This is a genomic window from Streptomyces finlayi, assembly GCF_014216315.1.
Taxonomy (GTDB): Bacteria; Actinomycetota; Actinomycetes; order Streptomycetales; family Streptomycetaceae; genus Streptomyces; species Streptomyces finlayi_A.
The window spans coordinates 6,751,199-6,773,044 of sequence record NZ_CP045702.1 but is presented as its reverse complement, the minus strand read 5'-3'; the positions used below and the strand labels follow the sequence as shown (position 1 = coordinate 6,773,044).

Sequence of the window (21,846 nt, the reverse complement as noted above, 5' to 3'; positions counted from 1 at the left end):
CCCGGCGCGAGCCGTTCGGCTGCGGGCGTTCGTTACAGGCCCGCGGCGTTGCGCAGTGCTTCCACGCGGTCGGTGCGCTCCCAGGTGAAGTCGGGGAGCTCACGGCCGAAGTGGCCGTACGCCGCGGTCTGGGCGTAGATCGGGCGCAGCAGGTCGAGGTCGCGGATGATCGCGGCGGGGCGCAGGTCGAAGACCTCACCGATCGCGTGCTCGATCTTCTCCGTGTCGATCGTGGCCGTGCCGAAGGTCTCGACGAACAGACCGACGGGCTCGGCCTTGCCGATCGCGTAGGCGACCTGGACCTCGCAGCGGGCGGCGAGCCCGGCCGCGACGACGTTCTTCGCGACCCAGCGCATCGCGTACGCCGCGGAGCGGTCGACCTTCGACGGGTCCTTGCCCGAGAAGGCGCCACCGCCGTGGCGGGCCATGCCACCGTAGGTGTCGATGATGATCTTGCGGCCGGTGAGTCCGGCATCACCCATCGGGCCACCGATCTCGAAGCGGCCGGTCGGGTTCACCAGGAGGCGGTAGCCCTCGGTCTCCAGCTTGATGCCGTCATCGATGAGCTGCGCCAGGACGTGCTCGACGACGAACTCACGGATGTCCGGCGTGAGCAGCGAGTCCAGGTCGATGTCCGACGCGTGCTGCGAGGAGACGACGACCGTGTCGAGGCGGACGGCCTTGTCACCGTCGTACTCGATGGTGACCTGCGTCTTGCCGTCGGGGCGCAGGTACGGGATGGTCCCGTTCTTGCGGACCTCGGACAGCCGGCGCGAGAGCCGGTGCGCGATGTGGATCGGGAGGGGCATCAGCTCGGGCGTCTCGTCGCACGCGTAGCCGAACATCAGGCCCTGGTCGCCGGCGCCCTGCTTGTCGAGCTCGTCGCCCTCGTCACCCCCGACCCGCTGCTCGTACGCCGTGTCGACACCCTGCGCGATGTCCGGGGACTGCGAGCCGATGGATACCGAGACGCCGCAGGAGGCGCCGTCGAAGCCCTTCTTGGAGGAGTCGTATCCGATCTCCAGGACCTTGTTGCGCACGAGCGTCGGGATGTCGGCGTAGGCCTTGGTCGTGACCTCACCCGCGACATGCACCAGACCCGTCGTGATCAAGGTCTCGACGGCGACGCGCGAGGAAGGGTCGTCGCGCAGGAGCGCATCGAGGATGGTGTCGCTGATCTGGTCAGCGATCTTGTCGGGGTGACCCTCGGTGACGGACTCCGAGGTGAAGAGACGGCGGGACACATCGCTCCCTGAGGTTGCAGCGGCTGCTGGCTGATCATTGATGGAACGTCCGGGAGCTGCGCCCGGCACATTCCGTCGGCCAGTTTATCGGTCGCTTCCGGCGATTGGGCCGCGCGTCTCGCCCCTTGGGAGTTCTGTGACATGCGGCACTGATGACGCCAGTGTGACAATCCCTCCCGCCGAGCGGGATAAACATCCGCTTTCTGATACTTTCGGCAACCCGGAAGAGGGAACCCGGAATCTAACCGAAGCGGGCCGCCACCAAGTCCCAGACCGTGTCGGCCAGGGCTTCCTTGGGGCCGTGAGGCACCGAGGTCTCGCCGCCGTCGGCGGCCAGCACGACGGCTTCGTTCTCCTCGGAGCCGAAGGTCTTGCGCTCCCCCACCTCGTTGACGACCAGCAGGTCACAGCCCTTGCGACGGAGCTTCTCACGACCGTTGGCCAGCACGTCGTCCGTCTCGGCCGCGAAGCCGACGACGAGCTGACCCGGCCTGGTCCGGTCGGCGGAGATTTCGGCGAGGACGTCGGGGTTACGGACCAGGGCCACCGGCTCGGGCTCGTGCCCGTCCTTCTTCTTGATCTTGCCCGTCGCGTAGACCGCGGGACGGAAGTCGGCGACGGCCGCCGCCATCACCACCACGTCGGCGTCGGCGGCGGCCTTCAGCATGGCCTCGCGCAGTTGAACGGCGGTCCCCACCCGCAGCACCTCGGCTCCCGCCGGATCCGGCAGACCCGTGTTCGCCTCGACGAGGGTGACCCGCGCGCCCCGGGCGACCGCTGTGCGGGCCAGGGCGTAGCCCTGCTTCCCGGAGGAGCGGTTGCCGAGGTAGCGGACGGGGTCGAGCGGTTCGCGCGTACCGCCCGCGCTGATGACCACATGGCGGCCCGCGAGGTCGGTGGCGGCGGTTCCCCTGGCGAGGATCCGGCGGCACACCTCGAAGATCTCGCCCGGGTCGGGCAGCCGGCCCTTGCCGGTGTCGACTCCGGTGAGCCGGCCGACAGCCGGTTCGATGACGACGGCCCCGCGCCCGCGCAGCGTGGCGACGTTCTCCTGGGTGGCCGGGTGCTCCCACATCTCGGTGTGCATGGCGGGCGCGAAGACCACCGGACAGCGGGCGGTGAGCAGCGTGTTGGTGAGGAGGTCGTCGGCGAGACCGTGGGCGGCCTTGGCGAGCATGTCGGCGGTCGCGGGCGCCACGACGACGAGGTCGGCGGCCTGCCCTGTGCGGACGTGCGGCACCTGGTGGACGTCGTTCCAGACCTCGGTCGACACGGAGTGGCCGGAGAGTGCCGACCAGGTGGCGGCCCCCACGAAGTGCAGCGACGCCTCGGTCGGCACGACCTGGACGTCGTGACCGGACTCTGTCAGCCGGCGCAGCAGCTCGCACGCCTTGTAGGCGGCGATGCCTCCGCTGACCCCCAGGACGACCTTCGGCTTGTCCACTGCCTCTCCCCGCACTTGTGATCCGGCGCACCCGGCTGCGTACGCACCGTCCCATAAGACACCACAGGCCCGGCGGTGGGACCGCCGGGCCTGTGGTGAAGGTGCTCTGTCCTGCTTACTGCGCGGGGCCGTCGATGGCCTCGGAGGTCAGCAGTCCCGCGTTGATCTCGCGGAGCGCGATCGAGAGCGGCTTCTCGTGCACGTGGGTGTCGACAAGCGGACCGACGTACTCGAGGAGACCTTCACCGAGCTGCGAGTAGTACGCGTTGATCTGACGCGCCCGCTTGGCGGCGTAGATCACAAGGCTGTACTTCGAGTCGGTGGCCTCGAGGAGCTCATCAATCGGCGGGTTGATGATGCCCTCGGGCGTGGAAATGGAAGAGGACACTCTCTGCCTTCCGAAGGGGGTGGAGACCAAAGAGATCTTTGATCGCGCGGTTCCGTGGTGTTCGTTCTCCGTGTCAGTCGCTGCTGCCACGGAGGCCGGAAGCCTGCAGCATCAAGGTTAGCAGCTCACGCGCTACATCCTCGACCGAGGTGTTGACAAGTGTCGTATCGAACTCGGACTCCGCGGCCAGCTCGATCCTGGCGGCGGCGAGCCTGCGCTCGATCACGTCGGGGGCCTCGGTCCCGCGGCCGGTGAGCCGGCGCACCAGTTCGTCCCAGCTCGGCGGAGCCAGGAAGACCAGCTGTGCGTCGGGCATGGACTCGCGGACCAGCCGGGCGCCCTGGAGATCGATCTCCAGCAGCACCGGCTCACCCGCTTCCAGGCGGTCGAGGACGGCGCGGCGCGGCGTGCCGTAGCGGTTGCCGGCGAACTCCGCCCACTCGAGCAGCTCGCCGTTGGCGACGAGCTTGTCGAACTCCTCGTTCTCCACGAAGAAGTAGTGGACACCGTTGCGTTCGCCGGGTCGGGGCTTGCGGGTCGTGGCCGATACGGACAGCCAGACCTCGGGGTGGACCTTGCGCATATGCGCGACGACCGTGCTCTTGCCGACACCCGAAGGGCCGGAGAGCACGGTCAGCCGCGGACGTACGTCCGGGGGTACGGGGGACGTCCCCCGGGATGTTGCAGCCATGGAGCGATTATCCAGGTTCTCAGGAGTGCCTGAGAACCTCAGGCGGCACTGCCGCCGAACTCACGCTCCAGAGATGCGATCTGGTTGGAGCCGAGACCCCGCACCCGGCGGCTCTCGGAGATGCCGAGCCGCTCCATGATCTGCTTGGCGCGGACCTTGCCCACGCCGGGCAGGGACTCCAGGAGAGCGGAGACCTTCATCTTGCCGATGACGTCGTTCTCCTGGCCCGTCTTGATGACGTCATGGAGCGAAGCGCCGGAGTGCTTGAGTCGATTCTTGACCTCGGCCCGCTCCCGGCGAGCCGCGGCGGCCTTTTCGAGCGCGGCTGCGCGCTGTTCAGGGGTAAGGGGCGGAAGAGCCACGCCTACGTCACCTCGGATGTCGATCTGTCGGATACGGACCGGTGAGGAACCTAGTCGCCCCACACCTCGTGAGCAACGGACAACCTGTGCTCGTTGACTCACGACGGAGACTAGCGGCCAAGGGCGTCCGAGTCAGCGAGAACGACGGAAAAGTCCTGGTCAGCCTCAGCCTACCGGGACTTTTCCGGCATATTGACCCTGATTTTGGTCAGGAATTCGTCAACACGCTGTTACGTGGCATGGTCAGCTTTCCGGGACGGCCGCACGGACCTCGTCCGCGAACCGTCCGGCGGCTTCGCGCAGCCCGGAAACATCAGGACCGTGGCGCAGCACTCCCCGGCTGACGCTGGGCACCACATTGCCCACGGCGGCGCCGAACACTCCCGGCAGGTCCGCGGGGGTCGCACCCTGGGCTCCGATGCCGGGCGCGAGCAGCGGCCCGTTGATCGCCAGATTCACCCCGGCGTCGCCGAGCGTGGCACCGACGACCGCGCCGACCGAGCCGAGCGGCGTGGCGCCCTCGTTCTCCGCGGCCATGTGGTCGAGCATCACCTGGGCCAGAGACCGGCCGTCCGCGGCGGTCGCGCGCTGAACCTCCGCGCCCTCGGGGTTCGAGGTGAGCGCGAGCACGAAGACACCGGCGCCGGAGACCGCCGCCGCGTCGAGCGCCGGGCGCAGCGAGCCGAAGCCCAGGTAGGGCGAGACGGTGACCGCGTCGGAGAACAGCGGCGAGTCCTTGTCCAGGTACGTCGCCGCGTAGGCGCCCATCGTGGAGCCGATGTCGCCGCGCTTGGCGTCCATCAGCACCAGGGCCCCGGCCGCGCGCGCCTCGGCGACGGCCTTCTCCAGGACGGCGACGCCCCGCGAACCGAAGCGCTCGAAGAAGGCTGACTGCGGCTTGAGTACGGCGACCCGGTCGGCCAGCGCCTCGACGACCGTACGCGTGAAGCGCTCCAGGCCCGCGATGTCGTCGTTCAGGCCCCAGGAGGCGAGCAGCGAGGCGTGCGGGTCGATGCCCACGCAGAGGGGCCCGCGGGTGTCCATGGCGCGGCGCAGACGTGCGCCGAAGGGTTCAGGGGTCACTTCCCGGCCTTCCGGGTCTCGGCGCCGACGGCTTCGGCGAGGGTGGCGTACGGGGAGGCGGCCAGGCGTGCGGCCAAACCCTTGTGGATCGCGCGGGCGTAGAACGGGCCCTCGTAGATGAAGGCGCTGTAGCCCTGGACGAGCGTGGCGCCGGCGAGGATGCGCTGCCAGGCGTCCTCGGCGTTCTCCACGCCCCCGACGCCGACCAGCGTGAGCCGGTCGCCCACGCGGGCGTACAGGCGGCTCAGGACCTCCAGGGAGCGCTCCTTGAGGGGCGCGCCGGAGAGCCCGCCGGTCTCCTTGACCAGGGACGGCGCGGACTTCAGGCCGAGGCTGTCCCGGGCGATGGTGGTGTTCGTGGCGATGATGCCGTCGAGCCCGAGCTCCACCGCGAGATCGGCGACCGCGTCGACGTCCTCGTCCGCGAGGTCGGGGGCGATCTTGACGAGGAGCGGGACCCGGCGGCCCGTGACGGTCCGGTCGGCCGCCTCGCGCACCGCGGAGAGCAGCGGGCGGAGTGCCTCGGTCGCCTGGAGGTTGCGCAGGCCGGGCGTATTGGGCGAGGAGACGTTCACGACGAGGTAGTCGGCGTGGGCGGCCAGGCGTTCGGTCGACTTCACGTAGTCGCCGGTGGCCTCGTCCTCCGGTACGGCCTTGGTCTTGCCGATGTTGACGCCGACGGTCGTACGGAAGACGGGGTTACGGGTGGCCAGGCGCTCGGCCACGGCCGCTGAGCCCTCGTTGTTGAATCCCATGCGGTTGATCAGCGCACGGTCCTGGACGAGACGGAAGAGGCGCTTCCCGGGGTTGCCGGGCTGCGGTTCGCCGGTGACCGTACCGATCTCGATGTGGTCGAAGCCGAGCATCGACATGCCGTCGATCGCGATGGCGTTCTTGTCGAAGCCCGCCGCGAGCCCGAACGGGCCGTGCATCCGCAGACCGAGTGCCTCGGTGCGCAGTTCCTCGTACCGGGGCGCGAGTACGGCGGCGACGAAGGTGCGCAGCGCGGGGACGCGGGCGGCCAGGCGGATCCAGCGGAAGGCGAGGTGGTGCGCCTGCTCCGGGTCCATGCGCTTGAAGACCAGCTGGAAGAAGAGTTTGTACATCAGTGGTGTCCTCACGAAGAGGGGGACACCGTTTCCGGTGTCCCCCTGCTGGGCTTCCTAGTCGCGGGCCGCGGTCAGATGCTCCGCGTGTTCCTGGAGGGAACGTACGCCGACGTCACCGTGGTTGAGCGCGTCGATGCCCTGGACGGCGGCGGCGAGCGCCTGGACCGTCGTCAGGCAGGGCACGGAACGGGCCACCGCCGCGGTACGGATCTCGTAGCCGTCGAGCCGGCCGCCGGTCCCGTACGGCGTGTTGACGATGAGGTCGACCTCGCCGTCGTGGATGAGCTGGACGATGGTCCGCTCGCCGTTCGGGCCCTCGCCCTCGGACTGCTTGCGCACGACCCTGGCGTTGATGCCGTTGCGCTTGAGCACCTCGGCCGTTCCGGACGTGGCGAGCAACTCGAAGCCGTGGGCGACCAGTTCACGGGCCGGGAAGATCATCGAGCGCTTGTCACGGTTGGCGACGGAGATGAACGCGCGCCCCTTCGTGGGCAGCGGACCGTAGGCGCCCGCCTGCGACTTGGCGTACGCCGTGCCGAAGACCGAGTCGATGCCCATGACTTCGCCCGTCGAGCGCATCTCCGGGCCGAGGACCGTGTCCACGCCGCGACCGTGGATGTCGCGGAAGCGCGACCACGGCATGACGGCCTCCTTGACGGAGATCGGCGCGTCGAGCGGCAGGGTGCCACCGTCGCCGGTCTTCGGGAGCAGGCCCTCGGCGCGGAGTTCGGCGATGGTCGCGCCGAGCGAGATGCGGGCCGCGGCCTTGGCGAGCGGGACCGCGGTCGCCTTCGAGGTGAAGGGGACGGTGCGGGAGGCGCGGGGGTTGGCTTCCAGGACGTACAGGATGTCGCCGGAGAGCGCGAACTGGATGTTGATCAGTCCGCGTACGCCGACGCCCCTGGCGATGCCCTCGGTGGAGGCTCGCAGCCGCTTGATGTCATAGCCGCCGAGCGTGATGGGAGGCAGTGCGCAGGCGGAGTCGCCGGAGTGGATACCGGCCTCCTCGATGTGCTCCATGACGCCGCCGAGGTAGAGCTCGGTGCCGTCGTAGAGCGCGTCGACGTCGATCTCGATGGCGTCGTCGAGGAAGCGGTCGACCAGGACCGGCCGGGTGGGGCTGATCTCGGTGGACTCGGCGATGTACGAGGAGAGGCGGGTCTCGTCGTAGACGATCTCCATGCCGCGTCCGCCGAGCACGTACGACGGGCGCACGAGGACGGGGTAGCCGATCTCGTCGGCGATGGCCTTGGCCTCGGAGAAGGTGGTGGCGGTGCCGTGCTTCGGGGCGGGCAGACCGGCCTCGGCCAGGACGCGGCCGAAGGCGCCGCGGTCCTCGGCGGCGTGGATCGCCTCCGGGGGCGTACCGACGATGGGTACGCCGTTGTCCTTGAGCGCCTGGGCCAGACCCAGCGGGGTCTGACCGCCGAGCTGGACGATGACACCGGCGATCGGGCCCGCCAGGGACTCCGCGTGCACGATCTCCAGCACGTCCTCCAGCGTCAGCGGCTCGAAGTACAGACGGTCGGAGGTGTCGTAGTCGGTGGAGACGGTCTCCGGGTTGCAGTTGACCATCACGGTCTCGTAGCCCGCGTCGCTCAGGGCGAAGGAGGCGTGGACGCACGAGTAGTCGAACTCGATGCCCTGGCCGATGCGGTTGGGACCCGAGCCCAGGATGATCACCGCGGGCTTGGTGCGGGACGCGACCTCGCTCTCCTCGTCGTACGAGGAGTAGAAGTACGGCGTGTTCGCGGCGAACTCGGCGGCGCAGGTGTCGACCGTCTTGTAGACCGGGCGGATACCGAGCGCGTGCCGGACCTCACGTACGACGTCCTCGCGCAGCCCGCGGATCTCGCCGATCTGCTGATCGGAGAAACCGTGCCGCTTGGCCTCGGCGAGCAGGTCGGTGTCGAGGCGCTCGGCGGCGGCCAGTTCGTCCGCGATCTCGTTGATCAGGAAGAGCTGGTCGACGAACCAGGGGTCGATCCTCGTGGCGTCGAAGACCTCTTCCTGGGTGGCGCCGGCCCGGATCGCCTGCATGACCGTGTTGATCCGGCCGTCGGTCGGGCGGACGGCCTCGGCCAGCAGCTCGGCCTTGTCGCCCGGCGCGCCGACGAAGGTGAACTGCGAGCCCTTCTTCTCCAGGGAGCGCAGTGCCTTCTGCAGCGCCTCGGTGAAGTTCCGGCCGATCGCCATGGCCTCGCCCACCGACTTCATGGTGGTGGTGAGGGTGGAGTCGGCGGAGGGGAACTTCTCGAAGGCGAAGCGCGGAGCCTTCACGACGACGTAGTCGAGAGTCGGCTCGAACGAGGCCGGCGTCTTCTCGGTGATGTCGTTGGGGATCTCGTCGAGCGTGTAGCCGACGGCCAGCTTCGCGGCGATCTTGGCGATCGGGAAGCCGGTGGCCTTCGAGGCGAGCGCCGAGGAGCGCGAGACCCGGGGGTTCATCTCGATCACGATGACGCGGCCGTCGGCCGGGTCGATGGCGAACTGGATGTTGCAGCCGCCGGTGTCGACGCCGACCTCGCGGATGATCGCGATGCCGATGTCACGGAGCCGCTGGTACTCGCGGTCGGTGAGGGTCATCGACGGGGCGACGGTGATCGAGTCACCGGTGTGGACACCCATCGGGTCGAAGTTCTCGATGGAGCAGACGACCACGACGTTGTCGTTCTTGTCGCGCATCAGCTCCAGCTCGTACTCCTTCCAGCCGAGGATGGACTCCTCCAGGAGCACCTCGGTGGTCGGGGAGAGCGTGAGGCCCTGTCCGGCGATCCGGCGCAGCTCCTCCTCGTCGTGCGCGAAACCGGAACCGGCGCCGCCCATGGTGAAGGAGGGGCGGACGACGACGGGGTAGCCGCCGAGGGTGCCGACCCCCTTGATGATGTCGTCCATCGAGTGGCAGATGACCGAGCGGGCGGACTCGCCGTAACCGATCTTCGCCTTGACGGCCTCGACGACGCCCTTGAAGAGCTCGCGGTCCTCGCCCTTGTTGATGGCCTCGACGTTGGCGCCGATGAGCTCGACGCCGTACTTCTCCAGGACGCCGTTCTCGTGCATGGAGATCGCGGTGTTGAGCGCGGTCTGGCCGCCCAGCGTCGGGAGCAGCGCGTCAGGACGCTCCTTCGCGATGATCTTCTCGACGAACTCGGGGGTGATCGGCTCGACGTACGTGGCGTCGGCGATCTCCGGGTCGGTCATGATCGTCGCCGGGTTGGAGTTCACCAGGATGACGCGCAGGCCCTCGGCCTTGAGGACGCGGCAGGCCTGGGTGCCGGAGTAGTCGAACTCGGCGGCCTGCCCGATGACGATCGGGCCGGAGCCGATGACCAGGACGGACTGGATATCGGAGCGCTTAGGCACGCTGGCCCTCCATCAGGGAGACGAAACGGTCGAAGAGGTACGCGGCGTCGTGCGGGCCGGCGGCCGCTTCGGGGTGGTACTGAACGCTGAACGCCGGCTGGTCGAGGAGCTGAAGGCCCTCGACGACCTGGTCGTTCAGGCAGACGTGGGAGACCTCGGCGCGGCCGAACGGCGTCTCGGAGACCTTGTCGAGCGGGGCGTCGACGGCGAACCCGTGGTTGTGCGCGGTGACCTCGACCTTGCCGGTCGTGCGGTCCTGCACGGGCTGGTTGATGCCGCGGTGGCCGTACTTCAGCTTGTACGTGCCGAAGCCGAGGGCGCGGCCCAGGATCTGGTTGCCGAAGCAGATGCCGAAGAGCGGGGTCTTCCGCGCCAGAACGGCCCGGACGACGGTGAGGTCGACGGTGGAGGGGTCGCCGGGCCCGTTGGACAGGAAGAACCCGTCGGGGTTCATGGCGTAGACGTCCTCGACGGTCGCCGTCGAGGGCAGCACGTGCACCTCGATCCCGCGCTCGGCCATCCGGTGCGGCGTCATGCCCTTGATGCCCAGGTCCAGGGCGGCGACGGTGAACTTCTTCTCGCCGATCGCGGGGACGACGTACGCCTCCGTGGTGGTCACCTCGTCCGACAGGCTCGCGCCCGTCATCTCGGGGGCCTGGCGCACCTTGGTGAGCAGCATGCCCTCGTCGGCGACCGCGTCGCCGGAGAAGATGCCGACGCGCATCGCGCCGCGCTCGCGCAGGTGGCGGGTGAGCGCCCGGGTGTCGATGCCGCTGATGCCGACGACGCCCTGGCTCGTGAGCTCCTCGTCGAGCGAGCGCCGGGAGCGCCAGTTGGAGGGCACCCGGGCGGGGTCGCGGACGACGTAACCGGCGACCCAGATCTGCCTCGACTCGGCGTCCTCGTCGTTCACACCGGTGTTGCCGACGTGCGGGGACGTCATCACGACGACCTGCCGGTGGTAGGAGGGGTCGGTCAGCGTCTCCTGGTAGCCACTCATACCGGTGTTGAAGACGGCCTCACCGAAGGTCTCCCCCACGGCCCCGTAGGCGCGGCCGCGGAACACGCGGCCGTCCTCCAGGACGAGTACGGCGGGAGACACCGTTTTCCCCTTCGAGGCATGCCCCGGATTGGAGATCGTCATCGTGCGGTGCCTTCCGTAGTGCTGTTCAGGTGGTTGATGGCGTCGACCCAGGCCCGGTGCTCGGCCGCGTGGTCGGAGCGGAAGCCGGAGTCGATCAGCTTGTCGCCGTGTGCCCAGGTGATGACGAGCAGGCCGCCCTCGGGGAGGACCTTGCCTGCGAGCGCCTTGTCGAGCCTGGCCTCGCGCAGTGCGTCGGCCGGTACGAAGAAGTCCGCCGCTCCGGGGCGTACGACGTCGAGCCCCTGCTCGCCGAGAGTGAGCTCGACGCGGCTGCGGGTACCGAGGCCGTGGGCGACGATCCGGTCGAGCCACTGCCCGGCGGTCGTCGAGGCGTGGTACCGGCCGGAGAGCGTGAGCAGCGTCCCGCCGTCCGCGAAGCCCTCCGGGGTGGTGGGCAGCTCGGGCAGATCGGACTGGAGCTGTCCTCGCCACTTCCATCCCTGGCGCATGAGCCAGTAGACGAGGGCGATGAAGACGGCGAATCCGAGAACCCAGCTGATCCGGGCGGACCAGTCGGTCACCTCGGCCGACTTCCGTTCGGCGGCCAGCAGGTACAGGGGGGTCAGTGTTGTCACGCGAGCTTCCCGTCGACGACCGTGGCACGGCCCCGCAGGAAGGTGTGGGTCACTCGGCCCGGCAGCTCGCGACCCTCGTACGGAGTGTTGCGGCTGCGGGACGCGAAGCCCGCGGGGTCCACGAGTCCACGGTATGCCGGATCGACGAGGGTCAGGTTGGCGGGCTCGCCTGCCGAGACGGGGCGGCCGTGGCCGTCGAGCCGGCCGATCGCCGCGGGGCGGAAGGACATGCGCTCGGCGACACCCGCCCAGTCGATGAGGCCGGTGTCGACCATCGTCTGCTGGACGACGGAGAGCGCGGTCTCCAGGCCCACCATGCCCATGGCGGCCGCGGCCCACTCGCAGTCCTTGTCCTCGTGCGGGTGCGGGGCGTGGTCCGTGGCGACGCAGTCGATGGTGCCGTCGGCCAGCGCCTCGCGCAGGGCCATCACGTCGGCCTCGGTGCGCAGCGGCGGGTTCACCTTGTAGACGGGGTTGTAGGACCGTACGAGCTCATCGGTGAGGAGCAGGTGGTGCGGGGTGACCTCGGCCGTGACGTTCCAGCCCTTGGACTTGGCCCAGCGGACGATCTCGACGGAACCGGCGGTCGACAGGTGGCAGATGTGCACCCGGGAGTCGACGTGGGCGGCGAGGAGGACATCGCGCGCGATGATCGACTCCTCGGCGACGGCGGGCCAGCCGCCGAGACCCAGCTCCGCGGAGACGACGCCCTCGTTCATCTGGGCGCCCTCGGTGAGACGCGGCTCCTGGGCGTGCTGGGCGACGACTCCGTCGAACGCCTTCACGTACTCCAGCGCGCGCCGCATGATGACCGCGTCGTCGACACACTTGCCGTCGTCGGAGAAGACCTTCACTCCGGCGGCGGAGTCGTGCATGGCGCCGAGCTCGGCGAGCTGCTTGCCCTCCAGGCCGACGGTGACGGCGCCGATGGGCTGCACGTCGCAGTAGCCGGACTCCTTGCCGAGCCGCCAGACCTGCTCGACGACGCCCGCGGTGTCGGCGACCGGGAAGGTGTTGGCCATGGCGTGCACGGCCGTGAAGCCGCCCCGCGCTGCGGCCTTCGTGCCGGTCAGGACGGTCTCGGAGTCCTCACGGCCGGGCTCACGCAGATGGGTGTGCAGGTCGACCAGGCCGGGCAGCAGGATCTGGCCCGCCGCCTCGACGACGGTGGCGTCGCCGGCCTCGATGTCCGTACCGACCCGCTCGATGGTCTCGCCGTCGATCAGGACGTCCTGCGGCTCGCCACCGAGGATCTTCGCGCCGCGGATAAGGATCTTGCTCATGGTTACTTGTTCTCCTCGGTACGGGCAGGGGTGGCGGATTCGTTGCCGCCGAGCAGCAGGTAGAGCACGGCCATCCGGATCGAGACGCCGTTGGCGACCTGCTCGACGACCGTGCAGCGGTCGGAGTCGGCCACGTCGGCGGTGATCTCCATGCCGCGGACCATCGGCCCGGGGTGCATGACGATGGCGTGCCCGGGCATCTTGGCCATGCGCGAGCCGTCCAGGCCGTAGCGGCGGGAGTACTCGCGCTCGGTCGGGAAGTAGGCGGCGTTCATCCGTTCACGCTGCACACGAAGCATCATCACCGCGTCGGACTCCGGCAGCACCTTGTCGAGGCTGTAGCTGACCTCGCACGGCCACGCCTCGACGCCGACCGGCACGAGGGTCGGCGGGGCGACCAGCGTGACGTGCGCGCCGAGCGTGGTGAGCAGGTGGACGTTGGAGCGTGCCACCCGGCTGTGCAGGATGTCGCCGACGATCGTGATGCGGCGGCCTTCGAGGTCCTTGCCGAGTCCGGCGTCGGCTCCCACGAGCCTGCGGCGCATCGTGAAGGCGTCGAGCAGGGCCTGGGTGGGGTGCTCGTGGGTGCCGTCACCCGCGTTGACGACGGCGCCGTCGATCCAGCCGGACGTGGCCAGCCGGTACGGGGCGCCCGACGCACCGTGCCGGATCACGACGGCATCGGCGCCCATCGCCTCCAGGGTCAGCGCCGTGTCCTTGAGCGACTCGCCCTTGGAGACGGACGAACCCTTCGCGGAGAAGTTGATGACATCGGCGGAGAGCCGCTTGGCGGCGGCCTCGAAGGAGATGCGGGTACGCGTCGAGTCCTCGAAGAAGAGGTTGACGACCGTGCGTCCACGCAGGGTGGGGAGCTTCTTGATCGGCCGGTCCGCGACCCGGGCCATTTCCTCGGCGGTGTCGAGGATCTGGACGGCGTCGTCGCGGGTGAGGTCGGCGGCCGAGATGAGGTGACGCTTCATCTGGGGGTTCTCCGGGTTGCTGAAGGGAGGGTTCAGGCACGCGGGCGTGCGGAAGCCGCTGCACGGCCTGACCGGCGGCGTACGGGCCTTGGCAGCTACTGCTCGACCGCCGGGGCCGTCTGCTGGACACCGAGCAGCACGGCGTCGCGGCCGTCCTCCTCGGCGAGCTGGACCTTGACCGTCTCCCGCAGCGACGTGGGGAGGTTCTTGCCGACGTAATCGGCACGGATGGGGAGTTCCCGGTGACCGCGGTCGACGAGGACCGCGAGCTGCACCGCGCGGGGGCGTCCGATGTCGCCGAGCGCGTCGAGTGCGGCGCGGATCGTGCGGCCGGAGAAGAGCACGTCGTCGACCAGGACGACCAGCCGGCCCTCGATGCCCTCGCCGGGGATCTCGGTGCGGGCCAGAGCACGCGCGGGGCGCATCCTCAGGTCGTCGCGGTACATCGTGATGTCGAGCGATCCGACCGGCATCTTCCGGCCGGTGATCTCTTCGAGCTTGTCGGCGAGCCGACGGGCGAGGAAGACACCTCGCGTCGGGATGCCCAGGAGCACCACGTCGTCGGCGCCCTTGGCGCGTTCGACGATCTCGTGGGCGATCCGGGTCAGAACCCGGGCGATGTCGGGAGCCTCGAGAACGGGGCGCGCCGCATTGCCGATGTCGTCGTGCTGTGTGTCCATAAGAAACGGACCTCCTTCTCCGCCTCACTGGACGGATGTTAAAGGACGTCGAAATTGCGTCACCCACGTTACCAGGGCGTGTGCGAGCCCTTGACCCTACCCCCGGGAGGCACCGGTCCGGACCACTCAGCTTGACGCATCCAAGTAACGCTGCGTAACCTCACAGTGAGTTACCAGCCACGCGGCTGAGCCGCAAACTGTTCCAGCGTCCGGGGAGCCTTATGTCCAGCGAATACGCAAAACAGCTCGGGGCCAAGCTCCGCGCCATCCGCACCCAGCAGGGCCTCTCCCTCCATGGCGTGGAGGAGAAGTCCCAGGGCCGCTGGAAGGCCGTCGTGGTCGGTTCGTACGAGCGTGGCGACCGCGCCGTGACCGTTCAGCGTCTCGCCGAGCTGGCCGACTTCTACGGCGTCCCGGTGCAGGAGCTGCTGCCCGGTACGACGCCGGGCGGGGCCGCCGAGCCGCCGCCGAAGCTCGTCCTGGACCTGGAGCGCCTCGCCCACGTCCCGCCGGAGAAGGCCGGACCTCTGCAGCGTTATGCCGCGACGATCCAGAGCCAGCGCGGTGACTACAACGGCAAGGTGCTCTCGATCCGCCAGGACGACCTGCGCACGCTGGCCGTGATCTACGACCAGTCGCCGTCCGTGCTCACGGAGCAGCTGATCAGCTGGGGCGTCCTCGACGCGGACGCGCGCCGCGCGGTGTCCCACGACGAGGGCTGACCGCTCGACAGCAGAAACGTACCGCCGGGTGGGCGGGGGCCACGGCTCCCGCCCACCCGGCGTTTGTGTACCCGGGTCCACGGCCGGCATACGCGCCCGGGGCCACCTGACCGGTGGTGGGCCGGGTGGGGCCCCTCCGGTCCACCCGCCACAGGGCAACCACGAGGACCGGGCCGCCACAGCCCAGCCCGTCAGGCGCTTGAGGAGAAAGCCGAAGGGCCCACGGTCAGCGACCGTGGGCCCTTCGTGGCGAACGCCGTCGGAAGCTACTGCTCCCGGCGAAGGTTCGGCTTGAGGTCCTTGAAGCGGGCCAGCAGCCCGTTCACGAACGACGGGGAGTCATCGGTGGAGAACTCCTTGGCGAGCTGGACGGCCTCGTCGATCGCGACGGCGTCCGGCGTCCCGTCCATCCAGATCAGCTCATACGCACCGAGCCGCAGAATGCTCCGGTCGACGACCGGCATGCGGTCGATCTCCCAGTCCACGGCATAGGTGACGATGAGGTCGTCGATGCGGTCCGCGTACTGCGCGTACCCCTCGACGAGCTCCATCGTGAATTCGCCGACCGGCGGCTGTCGGTCGTCGGTCCGCGAGAGCCGCACCCAGTCCGCGAGGACCGTCTGCACGGACTCACCGCGCTGGTCTGCCTCGAAGAGGATCTGGAAGGCGCGCTTGCGGGCCTTGTTCCGGGCAGCCACGGTTAGCTGTTCACCCGGCCGAGGTAGTCACCCGTACGGGTGTCGACCTTGATCTTCTCGCCGGTGGTGATGAAGAGCGGAACACCGATCTCGTAACCGGTCTCCAGGGTGGCGGGCTTGCTGCCACCGGTGGAGCGGTCACCCTGCACACCCGGGTCGGTGTGCTGGATGGTCAGCTCGACGGCGGCCGGCAGCTCGACGTAGAGCACCTCGCCCTCGTGCTGGGCGACGGAGGCGGTGAAGCCCTCGATCAGGAAGTTGGCGGCGTTGCCGACAGCCTTGCGGTCGACCATCAGCTGGTCGTACGTGCTCATGTCCATGAAGACGAAGTACTCGCCGTCCATGTACGAGAACTGCATGTCGCGGCGGTCAATGGTGGCCGTCTCGACCTTCACGCCGGCGTTGAACGTCTTGTCGACGACCTTGCCGGAGAGCACGTTCTTGAGCTTGGTGCGCACGAAGGCCGGGCCCTTGCCGGGCTTGACGTGCTGAAACTCGACGACGGACCAGAGCTGGCCCCCGTCGAGCTTGAGCACCAGGCCGTTCTTGAGGTCGTTCGTGGAAGCCACGGTTGCGGAATCTCCTGGACTGAAGCTGGTGGACGACCGAGGATGCGCGCTAGAGCGCGAGCAGCTCCTTGGTCGTAATGGTGAGTAGCTCGGGTCCGCCGTCCGCCTCTGGGCGCACGACGAGCGTGTCATCGATCCGGACACCGCCCCGGCCCGGGAGGTGGACCCCCGGTTCGACGGTGACCGGCACACAAGCGTCCAGTTTACCCATGGCTGTCGGTGCCAGCTGCGGGTCCTCGTCGATTTCGAGCCCGACCCCGTGCCCGGTCCACGGTGCGAGGCCCTCTCCGTAGCCCGCGGAGACCAGCAGATGACGGGCCGCGTGGTCCACGTCGCGGTAGGCGGCGCCGGGGAGAAGTGCCTCCCGTCCAGCCCTCTGAGCGGCGAAAACAAGGTCGTAGAGCTCGATCTGCCAGTCCGCGGGAGTCGTCCCGATCACGAACGTGCGGCCGATCTCGCACCGGTAGCCGCGATAGTTCGCACCGAGGCAGACCGAGAGGAAATCGCCTTCCTCCACCCGTCGGTCGGTGGGCCTGTGACGGCTGTGGCCCGAGTGGGGGCCGGTGGCGACGGAGGTCGGGAAGGCGGGGCCGTCGGCGCCGTGGTCCACGAGGCGGCGTTCCAGTTCCAGGGCGAGGTGACGCTCGGTGCGGCCCACGAGGATCGATTCGAGGAGCTCACCGAGGGCCTGGTCGGTGATCTCCGCGGCGATCCGCAGACAGGCGATCTCCTCCTCGTCCTTGACGATCCTCAGCTGTTCCACGGAGGAGCCGAGGTCGGCCAGCCGCAGCCGGGGGGCGACCGAGCCCATGGCGCGGTGCCGGGCGACGGTCAGGTCGTGTTCCTCGACCGCGAGCGATGCCGCGTCCAGGGAGGTGGCCAGATCGGCGGCCGCGACCGCGGGGTCGCCGTCGGGGGCCGGAAGAACGGTCAGGCGCAGGGCTTCGTCGGGGCGCCCCTCGGCGGGATCACCGGTGGGGGCGCGGGGGCAGAGCAGGACGTCCTCGGCGGGTCCGAGCAGCAGGACGGCCCCGAGGGGGGCTCCGCCCGCGAGATAGCGGACGTTGGCGGGGCGGGAGACCAGGGCGGCCGCGGACCCCGCGGCGGCGCACCGGTCGCGGAGCAGGCCACGGCGGACGGCGTACACCTCTGACATGTTCCGAGCCTACGAGCGGGTTCCCGGGGCCGCCCGGCCAGCGCATCCGACCGGGGGGACCGCCGGGGAGTCACCAGGCCGGAGGGCTGGCTATGGAACGTGCGAGGACGTCGTCGAGGACCCGGGCGGTCGTTTCCACGTCGTAGTTGGAATTGTCGATGATGGGCAGCCCGGAGCCGTACCAGCCGGCCATCCGGCCATGGATGCGGGCCACTTCCTCGTCCGACAGCCGGCGGTTGCCGCTGCGGGCCGCGTTGCGCTCCAGGACGACCTCCAGGCCGGGCAGGAGGACGACGGGCAGGAGCCCGGGGCCGACGTGGCGCTTCCATCCGCCGAGGCCGACGACGGGGCGGTCGGGGAACACCGCGTCATCGAGAATGCAGGAGATGCCGTTGGCGAGGAAGTTACGGGCGGCGAAGCCGCAGGTGCGCCGGGCCAGGCGGTACTGGGCCTCGGAGTGGTCGTTCCACCCGGTCTGCGGGTCGGCGAAGCCGGCGCAGACCCACTCGCGGACGTCGTCCAGGGAGACGTGCGCGGTGGGGACGCGGCGGCGGGCGGCCCAGAGCCGGGCCACAGTGGTCTTGCCGGCGCCCGCGGGGCCGATCAGGAGCACGGCGAGGGTCGCCGCACCCGTGCCGGGCTCGGCCGGGGGCGCGGGCAGCGGTACGGGGCCGCCCGGCGGCAGCTGCACGTGCCCGGTGGTCTCGCGTGAGGGCGGTACGGGGGCGTGCCGGGGCGCGGGGCCGGTCCAGCCCGGCCCGGGGGGCGGGGGTGGTATCGGCGGCGGGCCGGGGTGGCCCGGAGGGCCGGGGTGCTGGGCCTGGTGCGGCCGGCCGGCAGGTCCGTTTCCGGGTCCTTGGGGCGGCGGCAGCGGGGCCCCCACTGCGTGCTGCATCCGGTGCCACTCCGTCTCGTACAGGCAACTGGCGCTGGTGGAACGGCAACCGTACCGTCCCCGGCCGCCGCGAGATGAACGGACGGGGACGGCCTGGAGTGCCCGTCGGCCGATGTGCCGACGGATCAGACGCCGAGTTCGTCGGCCAGGGCCCGCAGGGCGAGCCGGTACGAGCCGATGCCGAATCCGGCCACGGTACCGGTGGCCACGGGCGCGACCACCGACGTGTGCCGGAATTCCTCCCGTGCGTACGGATTCGAGATGTGCACCTCGATCAGCGGGGCGGTGCGCTGGGCGGCCGCGTCGCGCATCCCGTACGAGTAGTGCGTGAACGCACCCGGGTTGAGAACGACCGGAATTGAACCGTCCGCCGCGTCGTGGAGCCAGCGGATCATCTGGCCCTCGTCGTTGGTCTCGCGTACGTCGACGTCGAAGCCGAGCTCCTTGCCGAGCGTCTGGCAGGTTTCGATGAGCCCGGCGTAGGAGGTCGCGCCGTACACGTCGGGTTCGCGGGAGCCGAGGCGCCCGAGGTTCGGTCCGTTGAGCACGAGGACCCTGCGGTTCACGCGGAGACCTCCCCGTAGGCGGCGAGCAGGACGGCCGGGTCGGGGCCTTCGAGGACCGTGGGCTTGCCCAGGCCGTCGAGGACAATGAAGCGCAGGAGGTCGCCGCGGGACTTCTTGTCGACCTTCATGTTCTCCAGCAGCTTGGGCCACTGGTCGCCGCGGTAGGTGAGCGGCAGCCCCACGGACTCAAGGATGGCGCGGTGCCGGTCGGCGGTGGCGTCGTCGAGCCGGCCCGCGAGCCGGCCCAGCTCGGCGGCGAAGACCATGCCGACCGAGACGGCGGCGCCGTGGCGCCACTTGTAGCGCTCGTTCTTCTCGATGGCGTGCGCGAGGGTGTGCCCGTAGTTGAGGATCTCCCGCAGGCCGGACTCCTTGAGGTCGCTGGACACGACCTCCGCCTTGACCCGGATCGACCGCTCGATCAGCTCGGCGGTGTGCTGTCCGGCGGGCGTACGGGCGCCTTCGGGGTCGGCCTCGACCAGGTCGAGGATGGCCGGGTCGGCGATGAAACCGGCCTTGATGATCTCGGCCATGCCCGACACGTAGTCGTTGACCGGCAGCGAGTCGAGGGCGGCGAGGTCGCACAGGACCCCGGCGGGCGGGTGGAACGCGCCCACGAGGTTCTTGCCCTCGGCCGTGTTGATGCCGGTCTTGCCGCCGACGGCGGCGTCGACCATGCCGAGGACGGTGGTGGGCACGGCGATCCAGCGGACGCCGCGCAGCCAGCTGGCGGCGACGAACCCCGCCACGTCGGTGGTGGCACCGCCACCGATGCCGACGATGACATCGGTGCGGGTGAAGCCGGTCTGGCCGAGCGCCTTCCAGCAGTACGCCACGACCTCGACGGTCTTGGCCTCCTCGGCGTTCGGCAGCTGGATGGCGATGGCCTCGTACCCCTGGGAGGCGAGGTCCTCACGGACCGCCTCGCCGGTCTCGGCGAGTGCCTCGGGGTGCAGCACCGCGACCCGCTTGGCTCGGTTGCCGATGAGGGTGGGCAGTTCACCGAGCAGCTGACGGCCGACCAGTACCTCGTACGGCTCGGTGCCCGCGGTGCCCGCGATCTGGATGCGAGTGGGTGCCTGCTCCGTCATGCGTGTGTTCTCCCGGCCGTGCGGTACGGGGCCGTCGCCCGTGCGCTCCGGCAGTTCCAGTGCGTCGAGGACCGCCTGCGCGGCCTCGTCGGGGGTGCGGTCGTCGGTGGCGACGGTCGTTCGGGCCACCTCTGCGTACAGGTGACGGCGGGCCTCCATCAGCTCGCGCCACTGCCGGCGCGGGTTGACGGCGAGCAGGGGCCGGGCGGTGTTGAGCCCGACCCGCTTGACCGCCTCGTCGACGTCCATCGAGAGGTAGACGACGGTGTGGTCCGCGAGCAGCTCGCGGGTCGTCGCGTCGAGGACGGCGCCGCCGCCGAGGGAGAGGACACCCGTGTGCTCGGCGACGGCGGCGCGTACGGCCTGCCGCTCCAGTGCACGGAAGTGGTCCTCGCCCTCGTCGTAGAAGATCTCCGGAATCGGCTTGCCCGCGGTGGCCACGATGTCCGCGTCGGTGTCCCGGTAGGTGGTACCGAGCCGCTCGGCGAGCAGTTCACCGACCGTGGACTTTCCGACGCCCATGGGGCCGACGAGGACGACCAGGGGGCGGCTCATCGGATCCGCAGGTGGTCGAGGTACGACTGCACGTTGCGGTGGGTCTCGGGAACGCTGTCGCCGCCGAACTTCTCCGCGACCGCGTCGGCCAGGACCAGGGCGACCATCGCCTCGGCGACGATGCCGGCGGCCGGAACGGCACAGACATCGGAGCGCTGGTGGTGCGCCTTGGCGGGCTCACCCGTGACGACGTCGATGGTGGCGAGGGCGCGGGGCACGGTGGCGATGGGCTTCATCGCGGCGCGGACCCGAAGCAGTTCGCCGGTGGTCAGACCACCCTCGGTGCCGCCGGCCCGCCCGGACGCGCGCTTGATGCCGTCCTCGGTGACCAGGATTTCGTCGTGCGCCTTGGAGCCGGGCACGCGGGCCAGGTCGAAGCCGTCGCCGACCTCGACGCCCTTGATCGCCTGAATACCCATCAGCGCGGCGGCGAGGCGGGCGTCGAGACGACGGTCCCAGTGCACGTGCGAACCAAGGCCGACCGGCACTCCGTACGCGAGCACCTCGACGACGCCGCCGAGCGTGTCGCCGTCCTTGTGGGCCTGGTCGATCTCGGCGACCATCGCCTTCGACGCGTCGGCGTCCAGGCAGCGCACGGGGTCCGCGTCGAGCTTCCCGACATCGGCGGGCGTGGGGTAGACGCCGTACGGCGCCTTCGCGGCGGCCAGCTCGACGACGTGGCTGACGATCTCGATGCCCGCGGTCTCCTTGAGGTACGACCGGGCGACCGCACCGAGCGCGACACGGGCCGCGGTCTCGCGGGCGCTGGCGCGCTCCAGGATGGGCCGGGCCTCGTCGAAGCCGTACTTCTGCATCCCCGCGAGGTCGGCGTGACCGGGGCGGGGGCGGGTCAGCGGGGCGTTACGGGCCAGCTTGGCCAGCTCTTCGGGGTCAACGGGGTCGGCCGACATGACCTGTTCCCACTTGGGCCACTCGGTGTTGCCGACCATGACGGCGACGGGCGACCCCATGGTGAGGCCGTGCCGGACACCGCCCAGGAAGGTGACCTCGTCCTTCTCGAACTTCATCCGCGCGCCGCGGCCGTAGCCGAGCCGCCGCCGGGCGAGCGCGTCCGCCACCATCTCCGTGGTGATCGGGACACCGGCGGGAAGACCCTCCAGCGTCGCCACGAGTGCGGGGCCGTGCGACTCCCCCGCGGTCAGCCAGCGCAACCTGCTCAACGGTGCTCCTCATGCTCGCGCCTGAAAATCCAACGGCGCGACCGGGTGCGCGGCCCTGGCCCGCCGC

The 21,846-nt window shown here is 70.0% G+C and carries 21 protein-coding genes; 1 reads left to right on the top strand and 20 read right to left on the bottom strand.

The features are described 5' to 3' along the window. Positions 1-32 precede the first annotated feature (32 nt). From metK to pyrR, 13 genes are all read right to left on the bottom strand, one after another. Positions 33-1,244: a methionine adenosyltransferase gene (metK, locus tag F0344_RS31085; RefSeq protein ID WP_185301932.1), complete on the bottom strand. Its 1,212-nt coding sequence runs from the start codon at positions 1,242-1,244 to the stop codon at positions 33-35. A gap of 241 nt (positions 1,245-1,485) precedes the next feature. Then, on the bottom strand, positions 1,486-2,688 hold the full coding sequence (gene coaBC, locus F0344_RS31080) for a bifunctional phosphopantothenoylcysteine decarboxylase/phosphopantothenate--cysteine ligase CoaBC (protein ID WP_185301931.1): 1,203 nt from the start codon (positions 2,686-2,688) through the stop codon (positions 1,486-1,488). Positions 2,689-2,803: 115 nt separating this feature from the next. Then, the gene (gene rpoZ / locus F0344_RS31075) at positions 2,804-3,076 is read right to left on the bottom strand and encodes a DNA-directed RNA polymerase subunit omega (protein WP_023542989.1); all 273 of its coding nucleotides are present in this window, start codon (positions 3,074-3,076) and stop codon (positions 2,804-2,806) included. Between the two features lie 73 nt (positions 3,077-3,149). Then, positions 3,150-3,767 carry a guanylate kinase gene (gene gmk, locus F0344_RS31070; RefSeq protein WP_185301930.1) on the bottom strand — a complete coding sequence of 206 codons (618 nt, stop codon included), beginning with the start codon at positions 3,765-3,767 and terminating at the stop codon, positions 3,150-3,152. Positions 3,768-3,805: 38 nt separating this feature from the next. Beyond that, complete coding sequence (locus F0344_RS31065; RefSeq protein ID WP_185301929.1) at positions 3,806-4,129, bottom strand: integration host factor; 324 nt, start codon at positions 4,127-4,129, stop codon at positions 3,806-3,808. A gap of 243 nt (positions 4,130-4,372) precedes the next feature. Then, complete coding sequence (pyrF, locus tag F0344_RS31060; RefSeq protein ID WP_185301928.1) at positions 4,373-5,212, bottom strand: orotidine-5'-phosphate decarboxylase; 840 nt, start codon at positions 5,210-5,212, stop codon at positions 4,373-4,375. Next, positions 5,209-6,318: a quinone-dependent dihydroorotate dehydrogenase gene (locus F0344_RS31055; protein ID WP_185301927.1), complete on the bottom strand. Its 1,110-nt coding sequence runs from the start codon at positions 6,316-6,318 to the stop codon at positions 5,209-5,211. Before F0344_RS31055 ends, pyrF begins: the two co-directional genes overlap by 4 nt. 57 nt (positions 6,319-6,375) lie before the next feature. Further along, positions 6,376-9,684 carry a carbamoyl-phosphate synthase large subunit gene (gene carB, locus F0344_RS31050; RefSeq protein ID WP_185301926.1) on the bottom strand — a complete coding sequence of 1,103 codons (3,309 nt, stop codon included), beginning with the start codon at positions 9,682-9,684 and terminating at the stop codon, positions 6,376-6,378. Beyond that, positions 9,677-10,828, bottom strand: a complete 1,152-nt coding sequence (carA, locus tag F0344_RS31045) for a glutamine-hydrolyzing carbamoyl-phosphate synthase small subunit (RefSeq protein WP_185301925.1) — start codon at positions 10,826-10,828, stop codon at positions 9,677-9,679. The genes carB and carA overlap by 8 nt, the downstream gene beginning before the upstream one ends. Continuing rightward, entirely contained in the window at positions 10,825-11,403 is a 579-nt protein-coding gene (locus tag F0344_RS31040) for a PH-like domain-containing protein (protein WP_185301924.1), read from the bottom strand. Before F0344_RS31040 ends, carA begins: the two co-directional genes overlap by 4 nt. Further along, on the bottom strand, positions 11,400-12,686 hold the full coding sequence (locus F0344_RS31035; protein WP_185301923.1) for a dihydroorotase: 1,287 nt from the start codon (positions 12,684-12,686) through the stop codon (positions 11,400-11,402). The genes F0344_RS31040 and F0344_RS31035 overlap by 4 nt, the downstream gene beginning before the upstream one ends. Positions 12,687-12,688: 2 nt before the next feature. After that, complete coding sequence (locus F0344_RS31030; RefSeq protein WP_185301922.1) at positions 12,689-13,666, bottom strand: aspartate carbamoyltransferase catalytic subunit; 978 nt, start codon at positions 13,664-13,666, stop codon at positions 12,689-12,691. 95 nt (positions 13,667-13,761) lie between these two features. Then, positions 13,762-14,346: a bifunctional pyr operon transcriptional regulator/uracil phosphoribosyltransferase PyrR gene (pyrR, locus tag F0344_RS31025; protein ID WP_185301921.1), complete on the bottom strand. Its 585-nt coding sequence runs from the start codon at positions 14,344-14,346 to the stop codon at positions 13,762-13,764. 221 nt (positions 14,347-14,567) lie between these two features. On the opposite strand from pyrR, the gene bldD reads away from it, so the two are divergent. Beyond that, a complete protein-coding gene (gene bldD, locus F0344_RS31020) occupies positions 14,568-15,068 on the top strand; it encodes a transcriptional regulator BldD (RefSeq protein ID WP_003970358.1) in 501 nt (166 codons plus the stop codon). Positions 15,069-15,334: 266 nt separating this feature from the next. Here bldD and nusB read toward each other — a convergent pair whose 3' ends face one another. The 7 genes from nusB to aroC all read right to left on the bottom strand — a co-directional run bounded on the left by nusB (position 15,335) and on the right by aroC (position 21,779). After that, positions 15,335-15,766 (bottom strand): transcription antitermination factor NusB, encoded by a 432-nt coding sequence (gene nusB, locus F0344_RS31015; protein WP_185301920.1) that lies wholly within the window; start codon positions 15,764-15,766, stop codon positions 15,335-15,337. 2 nt (positions 15,767-15,768) lie between these two features. After that, positions 15,769-16,335: an elongation factor P gene (gene efp / locus F0344_RS31010; protein WP_185301919.1), complete on the bottom strand. Its 567-nt coding sequence runs from the start codon at positions 16,333-16,335 to the stop codon at positions 15,769-15,771. Positions 16,336-16,384: 49 nt separating this feature from the next. Beyond that, positions 16,385-17,491: a M24 family metallopeptidase gene (locus tag F0344_RS31005; RefSeq protein WP_185301918.1), complete on the bottom strand. Its 1,107-nt coding sequence runs from the start codon at positions 17,489-17,491 to the stop codon at positions 16,385-16,387. Between the two features lie 70 nt (positions 17,492-17,561). After that, positions 17,562-18,386 (bottom strand): Pro-rich N-terminal domain-containing protein, encoded by an 825-nt coding sequence (locus F0344_RS31000; protein ID WP_185301917.1) that lies wholly within the window; start codon positions 18,384-18,386, stop codon positions 17,562-17,564. 125 nt (positions 18,387-18,511) lie between these two features. Beyond that, positions 18,512-18,952 (bottom strand): type II 3-dehydroquinate dehydratase, encoded by a 441-nt coding sequence (gene aroQ / locus F0344_RS30995; RefSeq protein ID WP_185301916.1) that lies wholly within the window; start codon positions 18,950-18,952, stop codon positions 18,512-18,514. Next, complete coding sequence (gene aroB, locus F0344_RS30990) at positions 18,949-20,598, bottom strand: 3-dehydroquinate synthase (RefSeq protein WP_185301915.1); 1,650 nt, start codon at positions 20,596-20,598, stop codon at positions 18,949-18,951. The genes aroQ and aroB overlap by 4 nt, the downstream gene beginning before the upstream one ends. Beyond that, positions 20,595-21,779: a chorismate synthase gene (gene aroC, locus F0344_RS30985; protein ID WP_185301914.1), complete on the bottom strand. Its 1,185-nt coding sequence runs from the start codon at positions 21,777-21,779 to the stop codon at positions 20,595-20,597. The genes aroB and aroC overlap by 4 nt, the downstream gene beginning before the upstream one ends. Positions 21,780-21,846 lie beyond the last annotated feature (67 nt).

Excerpts from the sequence above, each read along its gene's own strand:
- F0344_RS31000 (WP_185301917.1), bottom strand. The coding sequence starts at position 18,386 with ATGCAGCACGCAGTGGGGGCCCCGCTGCCGCCGCCCCAAGGACCCGGA.
- F0344_RS31030 (WP_185301922.1), bottom strand. The coding sequence starts at position 13,666 with ATGAAGCGTCACCTCATCTCGGCCGCCGACCTCACCCGCGACGACGCC.
- carA (WP_185301925.1), bottom strand. The coding sequence starts at position 10,828 with ATGACGATCTCCAATCCGGGGCATGCCTCGAAGGGGAAAACGGTGTCT.
- F0344_RS31035 (WP_185301923.1), bottom strand. The coding sequence starts at position 12,686 with ATGAGCAAGATCCTTATCCGCGGCGCGAAGATCCTCGGTGGCGAGCCG.
- gmk (WP_185301930.1), bottom strand. The coding sequence starts at position 3,767 with ATGGCTGCAACATCCCGGGGGACGTCCCCCGTACCCCCGGACGTACGT.
- pyrR (WP_185301921.1), bottom strand. The coding sequence starts at position 14,346 with ATGGACACACAGCACGACGACATCGGCAATGCGGCGCGCCCCGTTCTC.
- F0344_RS31005 (WP_185301918.1), bottom strand. The coding sequence starts at position 17,491 with ATGTCAGAGGTGTACGCCGTCCGCCGTGGCCTGCTCCGCGACCGGTGC.
- aroB (WP_185301915.1), bottom strand. The coding sequence starts at position 20,598 with ATGAGCCGCCCCCTGGTCGTCCTCGTCGGCCCCATGGGCGTCGGAAAG.
- F0344_RS31055 (WP_185301927.1), bottom strand. The coding sequence starts at position 6,318 with ATGTACAAACTCTTCTTCCAGCTGGTCTTCAAGCGCATGGACCCGGAG.
- bldD (WP_003970358.1), top strand. The coding sequence starts at position 14,568 with ATGTCCAGCGAATACGCAAAACAGCTCGGGGCCAAGCTCCGCGCCATC.